This window comes from Pseudomonas sp. VMV1 (assembly GCF_056790235.1).
In genome coordinates, this window is record NZ_JBXGSE010000007.1 from 1 (window position 1) to 20161 (window position 20161).

15 protein-coding genes are annotated in these 20161 nt (G+C 66.4%); 6 read left to right on the top strand and 9 right to left on the bottom strand.

Annotated features, from left to right (window positions below; all coding sequences use genetic code 11):
* A partial coding sequence (locus tag ACUCV0_RS19095; RefSeq protein ID WP_482213387.1) for a methyl-accepting chemotaxis protein occupies nucleotides 1-517 on the top strand: 517 nt, incomplete at its 5' end.
* Here the strand turns inward: ACUCV0_RS19095 and ACUCV0_RS19100 are convergent.
* Genes ACUCV0_RS19100 through ACUCV0_RS19110 form a run of 3 tightly spaced genes read right to left on the bottom strand, consistent with a single transcriptional unit; the run spans nucleotide 518 to nucleotide 4294 of the window.
* Complete coding sequence (locus tag ACUCV0_RS19100) at nucleotides 518-1510, bottom strand: LacI family DNA-binding transcriptional regulator (RefSeq protein ID WP_482213388.1); 993 nt, start codon at nucleotides 1508-1510, stop codon at nucleotides 518-520.
* 45 nt (nucleotides 1511-1555) lie between these two features.
* A complete protein-coding gene (locus ACUCV0_RS19105) occupies nucleotides 1556-3031 on the bottom strand; it encodes a glycoside hydrolase family 32 protein (RefSeq protein WP_482213389.1) in 1476 nt (491 codons plus the stop codon).
* A gap of 9 nt (nucleotides 3032-3040) precedes the next feature.
* Nucleotides 3041-4294, bottom strand: coding sequence for an oligosaccharide MFS transporter (locus ACUCV0_RS19110; RefSeq protein ID WP_482213390.1), 1254 nt, complete (start codon nucleotides 4292-4294; stop codon nucleotides 3041-3043).
* 403 nt (nucleotides 4295-4697) lie between these two features.
* On the opposite strand from ACUCV0_RS19110, the gene ACUCV0_RS19115 reads away from it, so the two are divergent.
* From ACUCV0_RS19115 to ACUCV0_RS19130, 4 genes are all read left to right on the top strand, one after another.
* A complete protein-coding gene (locus ACUCV0_RS19115) occupies nucleotides 4698-9542 on the top strand; it encodes a PAS domain S-box protein (protein ID WP_482213391.1) in 4845 nt (1614 codons plus the stop codon).
* Nucleotides 9539-10480 (top strand): diguanylate cyclase domain-containing protein, encoded by a 942-nt coding sequence (locus tag ACUCV0_RS19120; protein WP_482213392.1) that lies wholly within the window; start codon nucleotides 9539-9541, stop codon nucleotides 10478-10480. Before ACUCV0_RS19115 ends, ACUCV0_RS19120 begins: the two co-directional genes overlap by 4 nt.
* A 130-nt stretch (nucleotides 10481-10610) precedes the next feature.
* Nucleotides 10611-11621 (top strand): AI-2E family transporter, encoded by a 1011-nt coding sequence (locus ACUCV0_RS19125; RefSeq protein ID WP_059316320.1) that lies wholly within the window; start codon nucleotides 10611-10613, stop codon nucleotides 11619-11621.
* A complete protein-coding gene (locus tag ACUCV0_RS19130) occupies nucleotides 11621-12055 on the top strand; it encodes an NUDIX hydrolase (RefSeq protein WP_482213393.1) in 435 nt (144 codons plus the stop codon). The genes ACUCV0_RS19125 and ACUCV0_RS19130 overlap by 1 nt, the downstream gene beginning before the upstream one ends.
* Here ACUCV0_RS19130 and ACUCV0_RS19135 read toward each other — a convergent pair.
* The 5 genes from ACUCV0_RS19135 to ACUCV0_RS19155 form a co-directional block, all read right to left on the bottom strand.
* Entirely contained in the window at nucleotides 12052-12312 is a 261-nt protein-coding gene (locus ACUCV0_RS19135; protein WP_059316318.1) for a hypothetical protein, read from the bottom strand. The genes ACUCV0_RS19130 and ACUCV0_RS19135 overlap by 4 nt on opposite strands.
* 58 nt (nucleotides 12313-12370) lie before the next feature.
* Entirely contained in the window at nucleotides 12371-13087 is a 717-nt protein-coding gene (locus ACUCV0_RS19140; RefSeq protein WP_482213394.1) for a carbonic anhydrase, read from the bottom strand.
* 161 nt (nucleotides 13088-13248) lie between these two features.
* Nucleotides 13249-14160 (bottom strand): D-alanyl-D-alanine endopeptidase, encoded by a 912-nt coding sequence (gene pbpG, locus ACUCV0_RS19145; protein WP_434775098.1) that lies wholly within the window; start codon nucleotides 14158-14160, stop codon nucleotides 13249-13251.
* Between the two features lie 240 nt (nucleotides 14161-14400).
* Nucleotides 14401-15936, bottom strand: a complete 1536-nt coding sequence (gene scpC, locus ACUCV0_RS19150) for a succinyl-CoA:acetate CoA-transferase ScpC (protein ID WP_482213395.1) — start codon at nucleotides 15934-15936, stop codon at nucleotides 14401-14403.
* A gap of 224 nt (nucleotides 15937-16160) precedes the next feature.
* Nucleotides 16161-17612 carry an anion permease gene (locus ACUCV0_RS19155; protein ID WP_482213396.1) on the bottom strand — a complete coding sequence of 484 codons (1452 nt, stop codon included), beginning with the start codon at nucleotides 17610-17612 and terminating at the stop codon, nucleotides 16161-16163.
* Nucleotides 17613-17918: 306 nt separating this feature from the next.
* On the opposite strand from ACUCV0_RS19155, the gene ACUCV0_RS19160 reads away from it, so the two are divergent.
* Nucleotides 17919-18443 (top strand): gamma carbonic anhydrase family protein, encoded by a 525-nt coding sequence (locus tag ACUCV0_RS19160; protein ID WP_017639990.1) that lies wholly within the window; start codon nucleotides 17919-17921, stop codon nucleotides 18441-18443.
* A gap of 794 nt (nucleotides 18444-19237) precedes the next feature.
* Here the strand turns inward: ACUCV0_RS19160 and ACUCV0_RS19165 are convergent.
* Nucleotides 19238-20161 carry an SdiA-regulated domain-containing protein gene (locus ACUCV0_RS19165; protein WP_482213397.1) on the bottom strand — a complete coding sequence of 308 codons (924 nt, stop codon included), beginning with the start codon at nucleotides 20159-20161 and terminating at the stop codon, nucleotides 19238-19240.

Below are 20161 nucleotides of genomic sequence, written 5' to 3' on the forward strand. Positions count from 1 at the left end.
TATCGGCCAGATCCTCGAAGTCATCCGCGGCATCTCCGAGCAGACCAACCTGCTGGCGCTCAACGCCGCCATCGAAGCCGCTCGGGCCGGTGAGGCCGGTCGTGGCTTCGCCGTGGTGGCCGACGAGGTGCGTTCCCTGGCCAGCCGTACCCAGAGTTCGGCGCAGCAGATCCAGCAGATGATCGAGGAACTGCAGACCGGCTCGCGCGATGCCGTGGCCCTGATGCAGGAAAGCCAGCGGCAGAGCGCCCATAGCATGCAGGTCGCCAAGAGCGCCGGCGAACGCCTGGGCAGCGTGACCGAGCGCATCGGCGAGATCGACGGCCAGAACCAGTCGGTGGCTACTGCGACCGAGGAACAGACCTCGGTGGTGGAGACCCTGAACATGGACATCAGCGAGATCAACCTGCTGAACCAGCAGGGCGTCGACAACCTCCAGGCCACCCTGGCGGCCTGCACCGCGCTGGAAGCCGAAGCCGGTCGCCTGCAGCGCCTGGTGGGGGGCTTCCGGATCTAGCTAGAGCGACGCCCGCTCCACCAGCGGGCAGGGCAGTCTGATCAGCCCGCGGTCAGTGCGGGCCTCGATCAGGTGCAGGGCGGCTTGGCGGCCCAGTTCGAAATGCGGCAGTTGCACCGTGGTGAGGGGCGGATGAAAGAGTTCGGCCACCCCCACCATGTTGTCGTAGCCGAGTACCGCGACGTCCGTGGGAATGCGTAGGCCGCGGGCCAGCAACCATTGATAGGCCACCAGGGCAATGCGATCGTTGCCGCACACCACCAGGTCGGGTGGCGACTGGTCGGCAGCGAAGCGGCGCTCCAGTTCGGCCGGAATTTCCTGATAGGCGTCGTCGCCGCTGAGGTCGTATTGCCTGAGGTCCGCCGCGGTCAGGCCCGCCTCACGGCAGGCCTGCAGCATGCCGGCCTGACGCAACGGCCAGGCCAGGCTGTGACGCGGCAGGTTGAGGCACAACGGCTGCCGCACGCCGCGCGCCAGGGCCGCACGCATGCCAAGATACTGGCCAGCGCTATCGTCGGGCACATAGCAGGGCAGGTCGGCCGCCAGGGTATGACAGTTGCTCAGCACCAGGGGGCGTTCGCCCAGGCCGGCGGGAATCTCCACCTGGCACAGGTGCATGGAGCTGAAGACAATGCCGTCAGGACGATGCGCCAGCATCAGGGCCAGATCCTGTGGGCGGGGGCCCTCGTCCAGCAGGTTGACGATGAACAGATTCCAGTCGTGCTCACGGGCGGTACGCTCCAGGCCCAGCAGCAGATCCACGGCGAAGGGTGTGGTGGCGGTGCCGAGGGCGAAGACCCCGATGGTCTTGCCACTGGAGTGCCCGCCGCGGGTGCGCCGGGCAGCTAGGTCGGGCACATAACCCAGGGCCTGGATCGCTGCCTGGATGCGTGCCAGGGTGTCGGCGCTGAGCTTGTCCGGGCTGTTCAGGGCGCGCGACACGGTCATGGCTGAAACCCCCGCCAACCGGGCCACATCCTTTACCGACGCCATCCGCTACTCCACCGCCTGTTATCCAGGGCTGGGAGTATGCCGTCTTCAGAGCTGCAGGTCGCGCAACGTCCAGGCCTGCATGTCGCCGAACAGGGCCTGGCCGTCATGGGCGAACAGCGCCAGTCCCTGGCTGTCCCGGCGGGGATAGAGGCGGCTGCTGAGAACCCAGGCGCCGTCGTCGACAAACACCTCCAGCGAAGAGCGATCGAGAAACAGCTGCAGCTTCAGCCGTGCCTGTCCGGGCGTCAGCGGGATGCTGCGCACGCCGCTGACGCCGCATCCGGCACGTTCTCGGTCCAGCACCAGGCGGCCGGCCTGGGCATCCACATAGAGGCGGGTCTGCTCCTGACCCGTGGCGTCGCAACGCAGGGCCAGGCCGAACCGCTCGGCATCGCTGGTGGCCAGATCCAGTTCAAGCTGCAATTCCAGGCGGTCGCCCCGGAGTGGCAGCAGACGGCGCTCGTTGCGCAGCCGTGTCGCACCGTACTGCTGCGCGGTCTGGCGCAGACCCACCAGCTCCCGCGCCGGACGTTGGCGCAGACGCTCACCGTCCAGGCTCAGCTCCCGCGGTAGCGAGAGCTGGCCGCACCAGCCCTGGGCCTGGCTGGGCATGGGGCTTTCCCACATGTCCAGCCAGGCCCACAGCAGGCGGCGGCCGTCGGGCGCGTCCAGGGTCTGAGCCGCGTAGAAATCGTGGCCGTGGTCGAGTTCGACGAAGGGGGTGCGTGGCTGGAAGCGTCCGTTCGCGTCCAGCCGGCCGAGCCGGTAGCCGGTCTGGTAGCGGTTGCGATGAGCGTAGCCGCAAGGCGCCAGGCCTTGCGGTGAGTAGAGGAAGACTTCGGTGTCGTCGAGCCGAAACAGGTCGGGACACTCCCACATGTAGCCGTCCGCCTCACGGGTACCCGCAAGGGCGCTGCCCAGTGTCTCCCAATGATGCAGGTCAGTGGAGCGATAGAGCAGCAAGTAAGGATCTTCGCCATATCGCGCGCCCAGGGCCAGCCACCAGCTGTCGTCCTGGCGCCAGACCTTGGGGTCGCGAAAGTGTTGCAGCGCCGGCTCGGGCGGATCGATGATCACGCCGTGCTTGGTAAAGGTCTGGCCATCCCGGCTGCTGGCCAGACATTGCACCTGGTGCAACCCCTCGTCGTCGCGGCCCGGCGTGCCGAGCCAGCGGTGACCGGTATAGACCAGGTACAGGGTGTCGTCCCAGACCACCGCCGAGCCGGAAAAGCAGCCGTCGCGGTCGGCCTCGCTGTCCGGTGCCAAGGCCACCGGCAGATGCTCCCAGTGGACCAGGTCGGCACTGCGCGCATGGCCCCAGTGCATGGGGCCCCATTGGGTCGAATAGGGGTGGTGCTGATAGAAGACGTGGTAATGGCCGCGAAAGAACACCAGGCCGTTGGGATCATTCATCCAGCCTACCGGCGGTGCCAGGTGATAGGCCGGGCGCCAGTCATCCTGGCGCTGCGGCAGAAGATGCAGGAGGGCGGCTTGCGCATCGCGCAGGGCGGAGCTGGACATGGACTTCTCTCAGGCAGGGGTCGAGTGTTCGACGGCAAGGGCAGGGCGGGTCGTGCGTGGATCGCCGCGCAGCAGTGACCAAGACAGCAGCAGGCAAACACCCACGAGTGCGGCCAGCAGGAGGTAGACCGGGGCGAAGCCCAGCCGGTCGTAGCCATAGCCGACCACGGGGGCGAGCAGCATGGCGGTGAGTTGCTGGGCAAATTGGTAGCCGACGATGTAGAGGGTCGCCGACAGGCGCGGATCGAAGTGCAGGTTGATGTATTTGAAGACCGCTACCAGCAGGATGGGTACCTCCAGGGCATGCAGCATCTTGCAGGCAGCGAGGGCCCAGGCGGTGTCGACCAACCCCGAGCCGAGGATGCGCACGAACATCACCGTGCCGGCCAGGATCAGGCCCTGCTTGGCCCCCAGGCGGATCACCAGCCAGGGCGCCAACAGCATGCAGCCCGCTTCCACCAGCACCTGGCTGGAATTCAGGTAGCCATAGGCGCGGACGCCCTCTGCCGGCGTGGCGAAGAAGCTGGCGAAATACACCTGGAATTGCTGTTCGTAGACCATGTAAACCCCGGCCACACCAGTCAGGTACAGACTCAGCGCCCAGAACCGCCGCAGGCGCAGCAGCCCCAGGAGATCGGCACCGCGTACCGGCACGGCGGCGGTATAGGCGCGGGCTTCGGCCTGATTGAAGAGGCTCAGGTCGAGCCGGCTCAGCAGCAGCAGAAAGACCGTGCCGGCAGCGCTGCTCAGGTAGAAGGTGATCTGTGGATCGATGTTGAAGGCTATGCCCGCCACTGCGGTGGCCGCAGCCCAGCCGAGCGAGCCCCAGGTGCGGACCAGGCCGAACTCGAAGCCACCGCAACGGGCCAGGCGCTCGGTATAGGACTCGATCACACCGACGGCGGCGAGCATGGCGAAGCCGAGGAACAGCGCACCCACCAGGGCGCCGAGTACCAGGTTACCGGCTAGCAGGGTGGCGTAGACATGAGTGGAGAAGGGGGCGCCCAAGGCCAGCAGAACGCCGATCCAGACCAGGATCTTGCGCGACAACCCAAGTCGATCCTGCAGGGCCCCGTAGCAGGGCTGGATAAGCAGGGCCGCGATGGCATTGGCAGCAAAAACGAAACCGGTCTCGGTGCCATTCAAACCGACCTCTCGGTGCAACCAGAGCGAGAACAACGAGTAGCTGGACGACCAGGCGAAAAAGAAAGTGAACAGCAGACCACTGACCAGCCAATAGGCGCGACGATGCGAACGAGCCATGGAAGAACCTCTTGTTGTTGTTTTGGTAACGTTAACACTGACGCTTACTAAACGTCGTCTTTAGCGTGAAAGTCAAGGGCTGCTGCCGCAGCAGCGCTCCTGCCGGTAGGACCCAATCACGTCGAAATCTCTGGCATCTGGCGTAATTGGCCGACTAGCTACCACCGCCGTTCGTCAGATAGGGCAAAACCTGTTAGCGCACCAACTTGCTCTGGTCCGCCCTTTTCCGCGCCTGCAGCGCTGTGTTTCAGCGCTGCGACCGTTCCGCGGTATCAAGAAAGCGTTTTTTCTCGCCGATGGGTTAGCCGTTACCGCCAGGTCTGGTGGAGGCCCGCTCCCGTTGAGCTTCCTGTCCCTGGCATCGCCAATTCGCGGTGTGGCACCTTTTGCCATCAGGGGCTCCATGTTCATCAGGCTGTGCAAATCCTCTCGCGTACGCTGGAGTCTCGGCGTCTTTCTCTTTGGCGTCGTGCTGACCAGCCTGACCATGCGTCATCTGACCGAGCGTAACGATCAGCAACTGCGCAGCGCCCTGGACAGCGTGGCCGAAGACGTTCGCGATCAGGTGGTGGATCGGCTGCGCATCTACGAATACAGCCTGATCGGCATGCGTGATGTGGTGGTGGTCGCCGGGGACAATCTGTCTCGTGAGCTGCTCGGCAACTATGGCCGCGTCCACGACCTGGGCCAGGAGTTTCGTGGTGCGCGCGGCGTCGGTTTCATTCGTCGGGTGCCGCAGGCCGACGAGGCCCGCTTTCTGCGCGAGGCCCGTGCCGACGGTTGGCCCGATTTCAGCATCCGGACCTTTGCTCCCCATGACGGCGATCGCTATGTCGTCCAGTACCTGGAGCCGAGCCCGCGCAATCTGAAGGCCATTGGCATGGACGCGGCGTCCGATCCCGTCCGCCGCGAGGCCGCCGTCATGTCGATGCGGCATGCCGACATTCACCTGACGGGGCCGCTGCAACTCCAGGCCTCCTCACCGCCGGAGCCGGGCTTTCTGATGCTGCTGCCCATCTACCAGGGCGGGCGGGCACCCGCCGATCCGACCGCGCGTGAGGCCGCTACCCTGGGTTGGTCCTATGTGCCCCTGAGCATCGGCGAGATGTTCGGCAGCCTGCGCCTGAACATTCCGGGCCTGATCATTCGCCTGAGCGACGTGACCCAGCCCGAAGCGCCCAATCTGTTCTATCAACAGGGCGAAGAGGAGCAGGGCGCCGAGGAAGTGTCCGAGCGCCGGCTGGTGCAGGATGTCTATGGGCGTGAATGGCAGCTGGCGTTCACCGCCACCCCGACCTTCGTCGCGGCCCAGCACCTGGTCTCGGTGCCGCTGGTGCACCTCTTTGGCAAGCTGTTCAGCCTGCTGGCGGCCTGCCTGACCTTTGCCCTGCTCACCACCCGCCAGCGACGTCGTCAGTATCAGCAGGACCAGGCCAACCTCACCGCCGTGGTGGAAAGCTCTTCCGACGGCATCATCAGCAAGAACCTCCAGGGCGTGGTGCTGAGCTGGAACCATGCGGCCGAGCAGCTGTTCGGCTATTCCGCCAGCGAGGCCGTGGGCCAGCGCCTGCTCGATCTGGTGGTGCCCACCGAACTCGAGCACGAAGAGTGGAACGTGCTCGGCCGCATCGGTCGCGGCGAGCCGGTACCGCACTTCGAGACCCGGCGTCAGCACCGCGACGGTCGCCTGATCGATGTCCTGGTCAGCGTCTCGCCCATGCGCGGCCGTGACGGCCGGGTGATCGGCGCCTCCAAAACGGTGCGCGACATCTCGGTGCAGAAGGCCGCCCAGGCCGAGATCCTGGCGCTCAATGCCCGCCTGGAAGAGCAGGTGGCCCAGCGCACCGCCGAACTCAGCCAGACCAACCGACTGCTGGGCGACGTGCTGCGCGCGGCCTCCGAGGTGGGCATCATCGCCACCGACCGCGAGGGCCGCATCACCCTGTTCAACGAGGGCGCCGAACGACTGCTGGGCTATCGTGCCGCCGAGGTGGTGGGGCGCTGGCACGCCAGTGATTTCCATCTGCCGGAAGAGCTCTCGACCCAGGGCGTTGCCCTGGAAGCCGCGTACGGCGTGCCGGTCGCCGGCTTCCGGGTGCTGGTGGAGCGCTCCGAGCGCGCCGGCGCCGAGGCCCGCGAATGGACCTACGTGCGCCGCGACGGCGAGCACCGCGACGTCAGCCTGGTGGTGACCACCATGCGCGACGCCGGTGGCCAGATCAGCGGCTATCTGGGTATCGCCTCGGACGTCACCGAGCGCAAGGCCGCCGAGCAGGAGCTGGCCGCCAGTCTGGCCCTGACCCGGGCGATCCTGGACACCGCGGTCAGCCCCATCGTCACCGTGGACAGCGCTGGCCTGGTGCGCTCCTTCAACCCGGCCGGCGAGCACATCTTCGGCTATCGCGCTGACGAGGTGATCGGTCAACCCATCCGTCGCCTGATTCCCGGCTATCTGGCCGGCTACGAGGCGCTGTTCAGCTGCTCGCAGGCGGTACCCGACGACAATGCCGCCCAACAGGGCCAGGAAATGGAGGGGCGCCGTGCGGACGGCAGTGTCTTCCCCATCACCCTGAGCCTGGGGGTGATGTGGACCGATGGCGAGCGCCTGGCGGTTGCCATCATCGCCGACATCACCGAACAGAGTCGCCAGCGCCAGGCGCTCGTGCAGACCCGCGATCAGCTGACCATGGCCGCCGACGTCGCCCAGCTCGGCATCTGGTGCTGGCAGCCCGACACCGGCCAGGTGCAGTGCAACGATCGGATGTTCGATCTCTATGAATGGAGCGAGGAGCAGCGCACTAGCGGCATCACCTACAACGACTGGCGCGACCGTGTGCACCCGGACGACCTGGGCAGCGCCGAAGAGCGTCTGGGTGCGGCCATGGCCGGGCGCGCGGTATTCGATCCGGTGTTCCGGATCCGCCGTCGGGATGGCTCGCTACGGCACATCATCGCTGGCGCCCGCACCGAGCGTGATCCGCGCGGCCGGGTGCTGCGGGTAGTGGGCATCAACCGCGACATCACCGAACAGCTGGAGCTGGAGCATCGCCTGCGCGAGGAGCGTACCCGCGCCGACCTGGCCAGCCAGGCCAAGTCGTCCTTCCTGGCCAACATGAGCCACGAGATCCGCACCCCGATGAACGCGGTGCTGGGTATGCTGCAGCTGCTGCAGCGCACCGCCCTGGACGCGCGCCAGGGCGACTACCTGACCAAGGCCCAGCAGGCGGCGCGCTCGCTGCTGGGGCTGCTCAACGACGTGCTGGACTATTCCAAGATCGAAGCCGGCAAGCTGCAGCTGGACGTCCATCCCTTCAGCCTGGAGCAGGTGCTGCGCAACCTGGGCGTGGTGCTCTCCGGCAACAGCGGCGAGAAGAACGTCGAGATCAACTATCACCTCGAAGCCGGGCTGCCCACCGCGCTGATCGGCGACAGCCTGCGCCTGCAGCAGATCCTCATCAACCTGGCCGGCAATGCCCTCAAGTTCACCGAGGTGGGCCAGGTGCTGGTCAGCGTGCGCCAGCTGTCCTGGGCGGACGGCCAGTTGCGGCTGGAGTTCTCGGTGCAGGACACCGGCATCGGCATCAGTCCGGCCCAGCAGGCGCAGCTGTTCCAGGGCTTTACCCAGGCCGAGGCCTCCATCAGCCGGCGCTTTGGCGGTACCGGGCTGGGCCTGGCCATCTGCAAGCGCCTGGTGGAGCTGATGGATGGCCAGCTGCAGGTGGAAAGCGAACTGGGCGTGGGCAGCCGCTTCTGGTTCGATGTGACCCTGGCGCTGGATAGCCAGAGTCAGGCCCTGCTCGCGCCCCGGCAGCGCCGGGTGCTGCTGGCCGACGACAATATCCTGGTCGGGGAGGTGCTGGTGGAAACCCTGGCCGCCCTCGGCTGGGACGTCGACCTGGTCACCAGCGGCGCCGCCGCTCTGGCGCGGGTCGCCCAGGCGCAGCAGCAGGAGCAGCCCTATGAGGCGGTGCTCATGGACTGGCGCATGCCCGATGGCGACGGCCTGGTCACGGCCCGGCACCTGCGCGAGCACCAGCAGGCCAGTCGACCCAAGGTCATCATGCTCACCGGCTTCGGCCGCGATTTTCTCAATGAAGCCCAGCAGAGCGCCGATGCGCCCTTCGACGACTACCTGACCAAGCCGGTGACCCCGGCGCAGATCGTCGAGGTGGTGGAGCGCGCCCTGGGCGCCGAGGTCCCGGCCGGTGTCCACGCCGCCGCGGTGGTCGACGAAAGCCACCGCCTGGCCGGCATGCGCCTGCTGGTGGTGGAAGACAACGCCCTCAACCGCCAGGTGGCCGCCGAGCTGCTGCTGGCCCAGGGCGCCCAGGTGGAACTGGCGGAGGGTGGGCTGGAAGGCGTCGAACGGGTGCTCTCCGGTGCGCCACTGGACGTGGTCATCATGGACATGCAGATGCCCGACATCGATGGCCTGGAGGCCACCCGCCGCATCCGCGCCGACGGTCGCTTCCGCACCCTGCCGATCCTGGCGATGACGGCCAACGCCTCCCACACCGATCGCGACGCCTGCCTGGCCGCCGGCATGGATGACCACGTCGGCAAGCCCATCGACCTGGAGTTGCTGGTCAGCCGGCTGCAACGCCTGACCGGCCAGGAGGTCAGCGCCGCCGTGGACGTCGCCCCGGTCGCCACCGACCGCCAGGTGGAACCCCTGAGCATCGTCCTGCGCCGCTTCGGCGGTGATGCCCGGCTGTTCGGCTCGCTGCTCGAACGCTTCGCCGAGGACTCCGCCAGTCTGCTGGAAAACCTCGCGCGGGCCTGGCAGGCCGGCGACAGCGAGGGCGCGGTGGCTGTACTACACTCGCTCAAGGGCAGTGCCGGCACCATGGGCGCGCAGCGCCTGGCGGCTCGTGCCGCCGAGGGTGAGCGCCACGGCAAGGCCGGTGCTGGAGTGCCCGCGGATGTCATGGCTGAACTCGCTACCTTGCGACTGTTGCTGGACGAAGCCCTGGTGGAGCTGCGCAGCGCCCTGGCCGAGGTGCTGCCACCGCCGCCGGTCGTGGTCAGCCAGGACCCCGAGTCGACGGTCGACTGGTCCGCGCGCCTGGACGAGCTCGAGCAGCTGCTCGGCCAAGGCAGTCTCGAAGCCCTGGATCTCATCGCCGAGCTGCCTGTGCAGTGCCGCGCCGAAGCCCAGGTGCGTTACGACCTCTTCCGTGCCCAGGTCGAGACCCTCGACTTCGCCGCGGCCCTCACTACCCTGCCTGACCTGAAGGAAGCCCTATGAATCCGCCGACCGCCGAGGCCGCCGGGCGGCGCAGCAAACCCAAGCTGCTGATCGTCGACGACCAACCGCTGAACATCCGCATCCTCCACGAGCTCTTTCGCCAGGATTGCGAGACGCTCATGGCCACCAATGGCGCCCAGGCGTTGCAGCTGGCCCTCGCCCAGCAGCCGGACCTGATCCTGCTCGATGTGATGATGCCCCAGCTCGATGGCCATGAGGTGCTGCGGCGGCTGCAGGCCGATCCGGCCACCGCCGCCATTCCGGTGATCTTCGTCACCGGCCAGGAAGGCCCGGACGAAGAGGTCACCGGCCTGGAACTGGGCGCGGTGGACTTCATCAGCAAGCCGATCAATCCGGTCATCGTGCGTGCCCGGGTACGCACCCAGCTGACCCTCAAGGCGCAGCGTGACGCCCTGCGCAGCATCGCCCTGGTCGATGGCCTCACCGGGGTCGCCAATCGCCGCCAGTTCGACGAGGCGCTGCTGCGCGGCTGGCGCCAGAGTCAACGCGAAGGCACGCCTTTTTCGCTGATCCTCATGGATATCGATCACTTCAAGGCCTACAACGACCACTATGGCCATCTCGCCGGCGACCAGTGCCTGCGTCAGGTCGCCCAGGCCCTGAGCCAGGGGCTGTTCCGTCCCTACGACCTGTTGGCGCGCTACGGTGGCGAGGAATTCGGCTGCCTGCTGCCGGGCACCGACCTGGAGGGTGCCACTCAGGTCGCCGAGCGGCTGCTGCAGCAGTTGCACGACCAGCGGCTGCCCCACGGTTATTCATCGGTGACCGGCTACGTCACCCTGAGCCTGGGCGTGGCCACCGCGCTTCCGCCGACCAATGTCGATCCAGCCGCCCTGATCACCGCCGCCGATGCGCAGCTCTATGCGGCCAAGCACCAGGGGCGCGCGCGGGTCTGCGCCGCCGAGCTGGCCGGCTGAGGCGTTCGGTCGAAAAGGGCCGGTCGGGTAACGCCGGGTAACAGAGGCTCAGGCTTTCTTCGCTATCCAGGCTGGGCGGCGAGGCGGCAGGCTGGCAGACTGCGGACAGGGATTCTGCCGCCGGTAATCTATGTACGCCTTCACGCAACGCCAGGCCATCTTGGCCAGTTGGATCATCGTCTTCACCGCGCTTTACCTGGTTCTCCCGCTCAAGCTCCTGCCCAGCCTGCTGGCTGGGCTCCTGGTGTATGAACTGGTCAACACCCTGGCCGGGCGCCTGCAGCGGCAAATGCCTGGCGGCGGCGCGCGCTGGCTCGCCGTGGCCCTGCTCGGGACCCTGGTGGTGAGCCTGCTGACACTGTTCTTCGTCTGGTTCACCAGCTTCATCATCCAGGAGGTGCAGAACCCCGGACGGTTGCTGGACAAGTTCATGGTGCTCACCGAGCGCGCGCGCGCCCAGTTGCCGCCCTCGCTGGATGCCTACCTGCCGGCCAACGCCGACAGCATGAAGCGGGAGCTGGTGGAGTGGCTGCGCGCCCACGTGGCGCAGTTGCAGCTGTTCGGCCGTGATGCGGCGCGGACCTTCGTCATCGTGCTCATCGGCATGATCCTGGGCGCCATCGTCGCCCTGCAGCCCACCCCCGATCCCGAGCGCCTGCGGCCGCTCAGCGGCGCCCTGCTGGTGCGCGTCGGCCTGGTTGCCCAGGCCTTTCGCAACATCGTCTTCGCCCAGATCAAGATCTCGCTGCTCAACACCACCCTGACCGGCATTTTCCTGCTCGGGGTGCTGCCGCTGTTCGACGTCCATCTGCCGCTGGCCAAGACCCTGGTGATCCTCACCTTCATCCTGGGGCTGCTGCCGGTGATCGGCAACCTGATGTCCAACACCCTGATCTTCATCGCCGGCCTGTCGCTGTCAATCTGGGTCGCGGTGGCGGCGCTGGGCTACCTCATCGCCATCCACAAGCTGGAATACTTCCTCAACGCCCGCATCGTCGGCGGCCAGATCAGCGCCCGCTCCTGGGAGTTGCTGGTGGCCATGCTGGTATTCGAAGCGGCCTTCGGCCTGCCGGGCCTGGTGGCGGCGCCGGTGTACTACGCCTATCTCAAGAGCGAATTGAAGGCGGAAGGGTTGGTGTGATGCGTAACCAGATTCGTGTCCTGGCGCTCTGTCTCCTGCGTCAGGGCAACCGCATCTTGGTGCGCGAGACGCAGGACCCGCACGATGGCCGGAGTTTCTGCCGGCCCCTGGGCGGTGGCGTGGAGTTCGGTGAAACCAGCCACGCAGCCGTGCGCCGCGAGATTCGCGAAGAATTGGGCGTCGAACTGGCCGAGGTAAAGCTGCTAGGCACCCTGGAATCGCTGTTCAGTTACGCGGGGCGGCCGGGCCATGAGGTGGTGCTGGTCTATGCAGCGGAATTTGCTGATCGGCAGCTCTACGCAGAAGCGGAGCTGCCGGGTCAAGAAAGTGATGGCGAAGCCTTCGTGGCGACCTGGCGGTCACTCCACTCCTTTGACCAGGCTTGTCCTCTGGTACCTGAGGGCCTGCTGGACCTTATCACCAGGTCAGCCTAGGGCGTTTTCCGGCTTTCCTGACGATCCAGATTCGACCACATGCGTTGCCAGAAGGCGCCGGCTTCTTCATTAATGGCGCGCCAGTTCTGTTCCAGCCGCTCACGCTCGGGCGTGCCCAGGTCTTCCGGACAGGCCAGGTAGCGATCGGCGGCGGCCTGGGCCTCGGCCTGCAGTCGGCGCCATTCGCGGACGTCATCCAGCCAGCAGCGGCCGGTGACGACTTCATAGTATTCGTGAGCGATCGCGTCTTTGTTCATGGCATATTCCGGACGGTGATAGAGCCCTAGACCTCAGGCGACGTCCGGGGTGCCCGTATCAGACGTCGAAGAAGTCGACATGGCCGTTTTCCAGGGTGTAGTAGGCGCCCACCACCTTGACCCGACCCTCCTTCTGCGGCGCCAGCAGGGTTGGTTCGGAGGCTGCGCGCAGCCGCCGGACCGTGCGCTGCACATTGCTGCGCACCGCGGCTTCCAGCAGATCCGGCGGATTGCCGGCGCGGGCGCTGAGTACCGCCGGCAGGATGGGTTCGATCATGGCGCCGATGGCGCCGGGATAGAGGACGTTCTGCTCCACCACCGCCACCGCGGCCTCCACCGCGCCGCATTTCTCGTGGCCCATGACCACGATCAGTGGCACGCCCAGCTGGCTGATGGCGTATTCCACCGAGCCGAAGGCGGTGGTGTCCAGGGTATTGCCGGCGTTGCGTACGATAAACAACTCGCCCAGCCCGCGCCCGAACAGCAACTCCGGCGAGACCCGCGAATCCGAGCAGGACACCAGCACGCAGAAGGGCGTCTGGCCCTTGGCGATCTCCAGGCGGCGGTCGCGATTGGTTTCCCCATGCAGGGGCTTGTCCTCCATGAAGCCCTGGTTGCCGTCGATCAGCCGTTGCAGGGCCTGCTCGGCCGTGAGGGTGGTGTGGGCCTTGGTGGGAGCAGCCAGGGCGGGCAGGGTCAGGGGCGCCAGGGCCGCGGCGAGCGGCAGGTAACAGGCGCAGTGCAGGAGCTGGCGACGCGACAGGGCAGGCTTCATCGGAACACCTCTTCGAGGGCGGACGGGCAGGGCGTGCCGGTACGGCGATCTCCAGCGCTTCAGCTAACTATTGCTGGCCACTGCCGATCACGCCAGCCGCCTGGACGCCAGACATGAAAAAGCCGCATCGGGGACGCGGCTTCGGGCCTTTCCTGGGCGAGTTACTTGCGCGCCAGTACCGTGCTGCGTGCGCCCTTGGGCGCGCCCGGCAGGGGCGTCAGCTCGCCACTTTCCAGCCAGCGACGGACGCGGGTGGCGTCGGCCATGTGGGTGAACTTGCCAAAGGCGTCCATCACCACGAAGGCCACCGGACGACCGGCCATCACGGTGCGCATCACCAGGCAGTGACCCGCCTTGTCGGTGTAGCCGGTCTTGGTCAGCTGCACGCTCCAGTCGGCGTTGTAGACCAGGTGGTTGGTGTTGCGAAAGCCCAGCACATAGTTGGGATTGTGGAAGGCCTGGGTCTTTTCCGGGGTGGTGCTGAGCTGACCGAGCAGGGGGTAGCGCTCGGTGGCCTTGAGCAGGGTGACCAGGTCGCGGGCGGTGGAGACGTTGAGCGGCGACAGGCCGGTGGGCTCGGCGTAGCGGGTATTCTTCATGCCCAGGGCACGGGCCTTGGCATTCATGGCGGCGACGAAGGCGCGCTGACCACCCGGATAGTGGTGGGCGAGGCTGGTGGCGGCACGGTTTTCCGAGGACATCAGCGCCAGTTGCAGCATGTCGCGGCGGGTCAGCTGGCTGCCCAGGCGCACCCGCGAGAAGATGCCGCGCATGGCGGGGTTCTCGCTGATGTCGATGTCGATGGTCTGCTCCAGCGGCAGCTTGGCATCGAGCACCACCATGGCGGTCATCAGCTTGGTCACCGATGCGATGGGGGCGACCTGATCGGGGTTCTGGGAAAAGAGTACCTGGTTGGTCTTGAGGTCGACGACCAGGGCGTGGTTCGAGGCCAGGCGCTGGGCGGTGGCGGCAGCCGCGGCCTTGACCTTGGGTGGGGTCTGGGCCAGGACGGCCGGACTCAGCCCGACCAAGCCAGCCAGCAGCAAGCCGGCAAGTTGATGACAGATCTTCACGGTGGCAGCTCTCAAAGGGGGGCGGGGTTAGAACAACCGCGAACGGCAATGCACCTTGCAGATCAAGGACATTGCTCAGAGATTTCACGTCTTTTATCACCCGGGATGTCGGCTGGGAATCCGACAAGGCAGCTTTTTACACAGCGCGCTGGCAAAAAGTCACAATTAGTTGCATATGGGCGACGGACGGCATGGATGGCAGGGCGAAAGGGCGCCCGAGTGGCCTCGGACGCCTTGCCTTCAGTCGTGGGCTTCCTGGGCGGCGGGACCGAGCATGCTGCCGGTGATCAGGTAGCGTTCGTGCCAGGCCAGGGCCTCGGGAAGGAGGTGCGGAGTGTGCTTGCCATGGCTGCCGGCCAGGGCGCGCTCGAAGTAATCCTCCAGCGCCGGGCGGAAACTCGGATGCACGCAGTGCTCGAGGATGGCCCGGGCACGCTGCTTGGGACTGAGCATGCGCAGATCGGCCAGGCCCTGGTCGGTGACGATCACCGAGACATCATGTTCGGTATGGTCGACGTGGCTGACCATGGGCACCAGGGTCGAGATCAGGCCGTTCTTGGCCGTGCTTGGCGCCATGAAGACCGACAGGTAGGCATTGCGGGCAAAATCCCCGGAGCCGCCGATGCCGTTCATCATCCCGGTACCCATCTGGTGGGTGGAATTGACGTTGCCATAGAGGTCGGCTTCGAGCATGCCGTTCAGGGCGATGCAGCCCAGGCGGCGCACCAGTTCCGGATGATTGCTCACCCCCTGCTGGCGCAGGATGATGCGCTGGCGCAGGGACTCGGCGTGTTCGAGGAAGCGCTCGATGCCCGCCGGGCTCAGGGAGAAGGACGTCGCCGAGGCCAGTTCCATCTTGCCGCTGATGAGTAGCTCCAGCATGCCGTCCTGGATCACCTCGGTGAAGGCGGTCAGCCCCTCAAATTCGCTTTCGGCCAGGCCCTGCATGAAGGCGTTGGCGATGTTGCCGACGCCCGACTGGATGGGCAGCAAATTGGCCGGGATGCGCCCCTGGCGTACCTCGAATCTGAGGAAGTCCAGCAGGTGCGCGGCGATGGCCTGGGACGCGGCGTCGGGTGCCTTGAAGGGACTGTTGCGATCGGGGGCGTCGGTCTCCACCACAGCCACCACCTTGTCCAGCGGTACCTCCAGGTAAGGCGAGCCGATGCGGTCACTGGGATGGGCGAGCGGAATGGGCGTGCGGTGGGGCGGCAGGGCGCCGTCGGTGTAGATGTCGTGCATGCCGTCCAGGGCATCGGGCTGCCAGCGATTGACCTCGAGGATCACCGCATCGGCCATGTCCAGCCAGGTCTTGTTGTTGCCGACCGAGGAGGAGGGTACCAACAGGCCGTCTTCGCGGATCGCCGCGATCTCCACCACCGCCACGTCGATCTTGCCGAAGAAACCGTAGCGCACCTTTTCCGCCAGCTGGCCCAGGTGGATGTCCATGTAGTCCAGGCCGCCGGCGTTGATGCGGCTACGCAGCTCGGGATCCGACTGGAAGGGCACCCGCAGCTCGATGCCATCGACCCGCGCCAAGGCGCCATCCAGTTCCGGAGCGGTGGAAGCACCGGTCAGCACCTTGATACGAAACGGCTCGCCGGCGCCATGGCTGGCAGTGATGCGCTGGGCCAGGGCGCCGGGCACGGCCTTGGGATAACCGGCTCCGGTAAAACCGCTCATGCCCACGGTCATGCCGTGACGGATGAACTGTGCGGCCTGCTCGGCGCTCTGGCGCTTGGCGGCGAAACCGGGATGGCGAATACGGTGGGACATGACGACCTCTGCGGGCATTATCGAAAGCACACTAAGAATGTGGATTCTACGCCGAAGGGATGCTTAGGTCCCTAAGCAAAAGGTCGGGTGGGCGAAACGAAGACCATCCGAGTACTCGATAAGCAGCCAGGGCACCGCTAAACCAAGGCTTCACGGCAACCTCCGCAATGTTGGGCTTCGCTATCGCTCAACCCAACCTACGGTGCTCCGCACGGGCCTCCGCCTCATGCCACCATCATGATCCACGGCACCCCGATCCCCAGCAGCACCAGCAGGAACAGCGCGCCGAAAATGGTCCCCAGTCGCCAGTAGTCCGCGCTGGGCAGGTAGCCGCTGCCGTAGTACACCGGACTTGGCCCGGTGCCATAGGGGGTAATGATCCCCATCAGCCCCAGCGAGGTGCCCAGCAGCAGGGCGAACACCGGCAGGTCGATGCCGGGGATGCCCATGCCGGCGGCCAGCATCACGGGGAGCAGGGCGGTGGTATGGGCGGTAGAGCTGGCGAACAGGTAGTGGGCGAGATAGAAGACCACCACCAGCGCCACCATGGCGGTGCCGGCATGGAAGCCGCCCAGGTGGCCGGCGACCCACTGGCCGAACCAGGCTACGAAGCCGACCCGGGTCAGGCCGTCGGCCAGGGATACCAGGGTGGCGAACCAGGCGAAGGTGTTCCAGGCGGCCTTGTTGCCCAGGGCATCGTTCCAGTTGATGACCTTCAGCAGCAGCATCAGCACGATCACCAGGATGCCCACCAGTGCCGGATCGGCCCAGGCGGCACCGAAGATCCATAGCGCCAGGGCGCCGATTACCAGGGCCAGCAGCAGCTTCTCGTTGCGTGTCAGCGGGCCGAGTTCGGCCAGTTCCTTGGCTGCCCACAGCGGCACCTGGTCGTTGCGTTTGATCTCAGGCGGATATAGCCAGTAGGCCAGCAGCGGCAGCACGGTCAGCAGCAGGATGCCCATGGGCGCGGCGGCGATGAACCACTGGCCCCAGCTGATGTGCACCTGGGCGGTCTTCTCGATCAGGGCGGCGGCCAGCAGGTTGGGTGCCAGGGCGGTGAGGAAGAGGGTGCTGGTGACGCAGGTGGAGGAGATCGCCACCCACATCAGGTAGGAGCCGATGCGCCGGGCGCTGGGGTCGTTGGGCTTGGAATCGTAGAGCAGCGGCAGGTTGCGAATCACCGGGTAGACGGTGCCACCACTGCGCGCGGTGTTGGACGGCGTGAAGGGCGCCAGGGCCAGGTCCGCCAGCATCACCGCGTAGCCCAGGGTCAGGGTCCGGCGGCCCATGGCCTTGACCAGCAGGAGGGCGATCCGTCGGCCGAGACCGGTCTTTTCGTAGCCCAGGGCGAACATGAAGGCGCTGAAGATCAGCCAGACGGTGTTGTTGGAAAAGCCCGCCAGGCCCCATTTCAGAGCCTCCTGGGGCGCGCGGAAGCCCGGTGTCGCCAGTTGCGCCGGGCTGAACAGCACCCAGGGCGCCAGCAAGGCCGCCAGGGCCACGCCGATCAGACCGATCACCGCCCCGGGCAGGGGTTCGAGGATCAGCCCCACCACCACCCCGGCGAAGAGGGCGAAGTACAGCCAGGCATGGCTGGGCAGGCCGGCGGGGGCAGGCAGCAGCGCCAGCAGTCCGGTGACGGCGAGGGGCAACAGGAATTTCCAGGTGGTACGCATCGGGCGCTCGCAGATTCCGGTGGTCTCGGGAAACCGGCCTGGGCCGGGATGGCTGACGTCCCTGGCCCGGTAGGGGCCAGGGACGTCAGCAGCAGCAAGCTTTGCAAAGGGCAGCACCCTTTCCCAGCGCTCTGGCCGTGGTCATTCGTCGCAGTCCTGCGGTCTTAGGTTCCCTGAAGGCATTCTTTCGTTATCGAGAATGACTTGCAACAACCGATGGGCTGATCGCGCACCGATTGCACCCGCAGCTCGCATCGGCGAACAATCGGCCCTTCCGCCAATGACAACAACACGAGGATGAGCACCATGAAGTACCGCCTGGGAGAACACCGCGTCGACGCCCATCCGCACAGTTGGGTCGCGCCCACTGCCGCAGTGATCGGCAAGGTACGCCTGGATGAAGGCGCCAGCGTCTGGTTCGGCGCGGTGCTGCGCGGCGACAACGAGCTGATCCACATCGGTCCGGACAGCAATGTGCAGGACGGCGCCGTGTTGCACACCGATCCCGGCTCGCCGCTGACCTTGGGGCGTGGCGTCACCGTCGGCCACCAGGCCATGCTGCATGGCTGCGAGATCGGCGACGGCAGCCTGATCGGCATCCACGCCGTGGTGCTCAACGGCGCGCGCATCGGGCGCAACTGCCTGGTGGGCGCTAATGCCCTGGTCACCGAGAACGCGGTGATCCCCGACGGCTCCCTGGTGCTCGGCTCGCCGGCCAAGGTGGTCCGCACCTTGAGCGACGCCCAGCAGGCGCAGCTGGCGGCCAACGCCCAGGTCTATGTGGCCAATGCGCGACGCTATCTGGAAGAGTTGTTCGAGCAGGGGGAATAGGGGGAGTCAGTCGGTTGGCAGCGGTGATATGAAGGGGCACTGGACCACCCCTCGCCCTCAGGGAGAGGGCCGGGGTGAGGGAGGAGTCGCCAAAAGCCTGTTGGGCTTCGCTGCGCTCAACCCAACCTACGGCGAGTGTCGTAGGTTGGGTTGAGACGGCTCCATCGTCGAAGCCCAACACTGGTGGCGTAGCGGGGGAAGCGGCGCAGCCTTTTCCGCATGAAGATTCGTTGCCAGGCCGGCCCTCACCCCAACCCTCTCCCGAGGGGAGAGGGAGCTTTCCGAGCAGGCGTTCGTTTCCAGCGCCAAAGGCAGATTCGCGATTCATCGTCGCCACGCCATCCGCTACCGCGGAACTACCCCCGCTCGCTCTGGGAAAGGGTTGAGGTGAGGGTGAAACCCCTCCAGGCCGTTAGGCTTCGCTGTGCTCAACCCAACCTACGGCGATTGTCGTAGGTTGGGTTGAGACGGCTCCATCGTCGAAGCCCAACACTGGCGGCGTAGCGGGGGAAGCGGCGCAGCCTTTTCCGCATGAAGATTCGTTGCCAGGCCGGCCCTCACCCCAACCCTCTCCCGGAGGGAGAGGGGGCTGTCCGGGCGGGCGTTCGTTTCCAGCGCCAAAGGCAAATTCGCGATCCCTTGTCGCCACGCTAGCCACAGGCGCGAGACCACCTAGAGGGTTGGGGAGGGAAGGCTATGCATTGATCGCGGCCATGGGCCGCTCCTACAGGTGCTTCCTGATCTGTAGGAGCGGTCGCTACGGCGCACCGGCATGGCCGCGATGAGCCTCTACCTCATGGCTTCTCGAAGCGATAGAACAGATTCGGCTCGCTGACCACGTACAGCCTGCCCTGGTCGTCCATGGCCACGCCCTCGGCCTGGGGCACGCTGCGGCTCAGGCCGTGCTGGCCGCGCAGCAGGGACAGGGAGCTGATCGGCTTGCCGTCATCGTCCAGCTCCAGTACCAGCCGCGACTGGTCGGAGAGCGCCAGCAGGTGGCCGGTGCCAGGATCGAATTGCAGGCTGGAGAGATCGCGCACGAACAGCCGGCGGTCACGCTTGGGGTCGCTGCGCAGTGACAAGGCCTGCAGGCCCTCGAAGGCCTCGCTGCCCAGGCCGTCGATCTCGTAGATGCGTACCGGATTGCTTTCCTTGGCGACGAAAAAGCGCTCGCGGGCGGCGTCGTAGGCCAGACCTTCGTTGCCGCGGTTGTCGCTTTCCACGTCGCTCAGGCTGAAGGGGTGACTGACCTGGCGATCGTCGATGTCCACCTCGCGGGTGTCGGCGCCGATATGTACCCGCACCAGGCGCTGGCGGCGCTCCTCGCTGATCATGTACACACCCGGCTTGATGTACTCGATGGCTTCCGGATCGCTGAAGCCCTTGAGATCCACCTGGCGCAGCAGCCGTCCGTCCAGGTCCAGTTCGAGAAAGCGCGCCGGCTTGTTGGTCACGCTGACCAGGGTATGGCGATCCGGATCGAAGCTCAGGGCCGAGACGTCGGTGATGCCCTCGCCAATGGGTCGCGCTTCGACGGTGACCCGGTAGCTCGGCAGCCACAGCGAACGGGCCTGGCGGCTCTCGGCCTGAAGCTGGCTCTGGACGTTGAACAGGAGCCGCTCGAACAGCCGGTGCTGCTGGGCCACCAGGGTCAGGCCCAGCAGCAGCGCAGCACCCAGCAGGGCGGCCAGGGTGCGGGGGGAAAACAGCGGAAACAT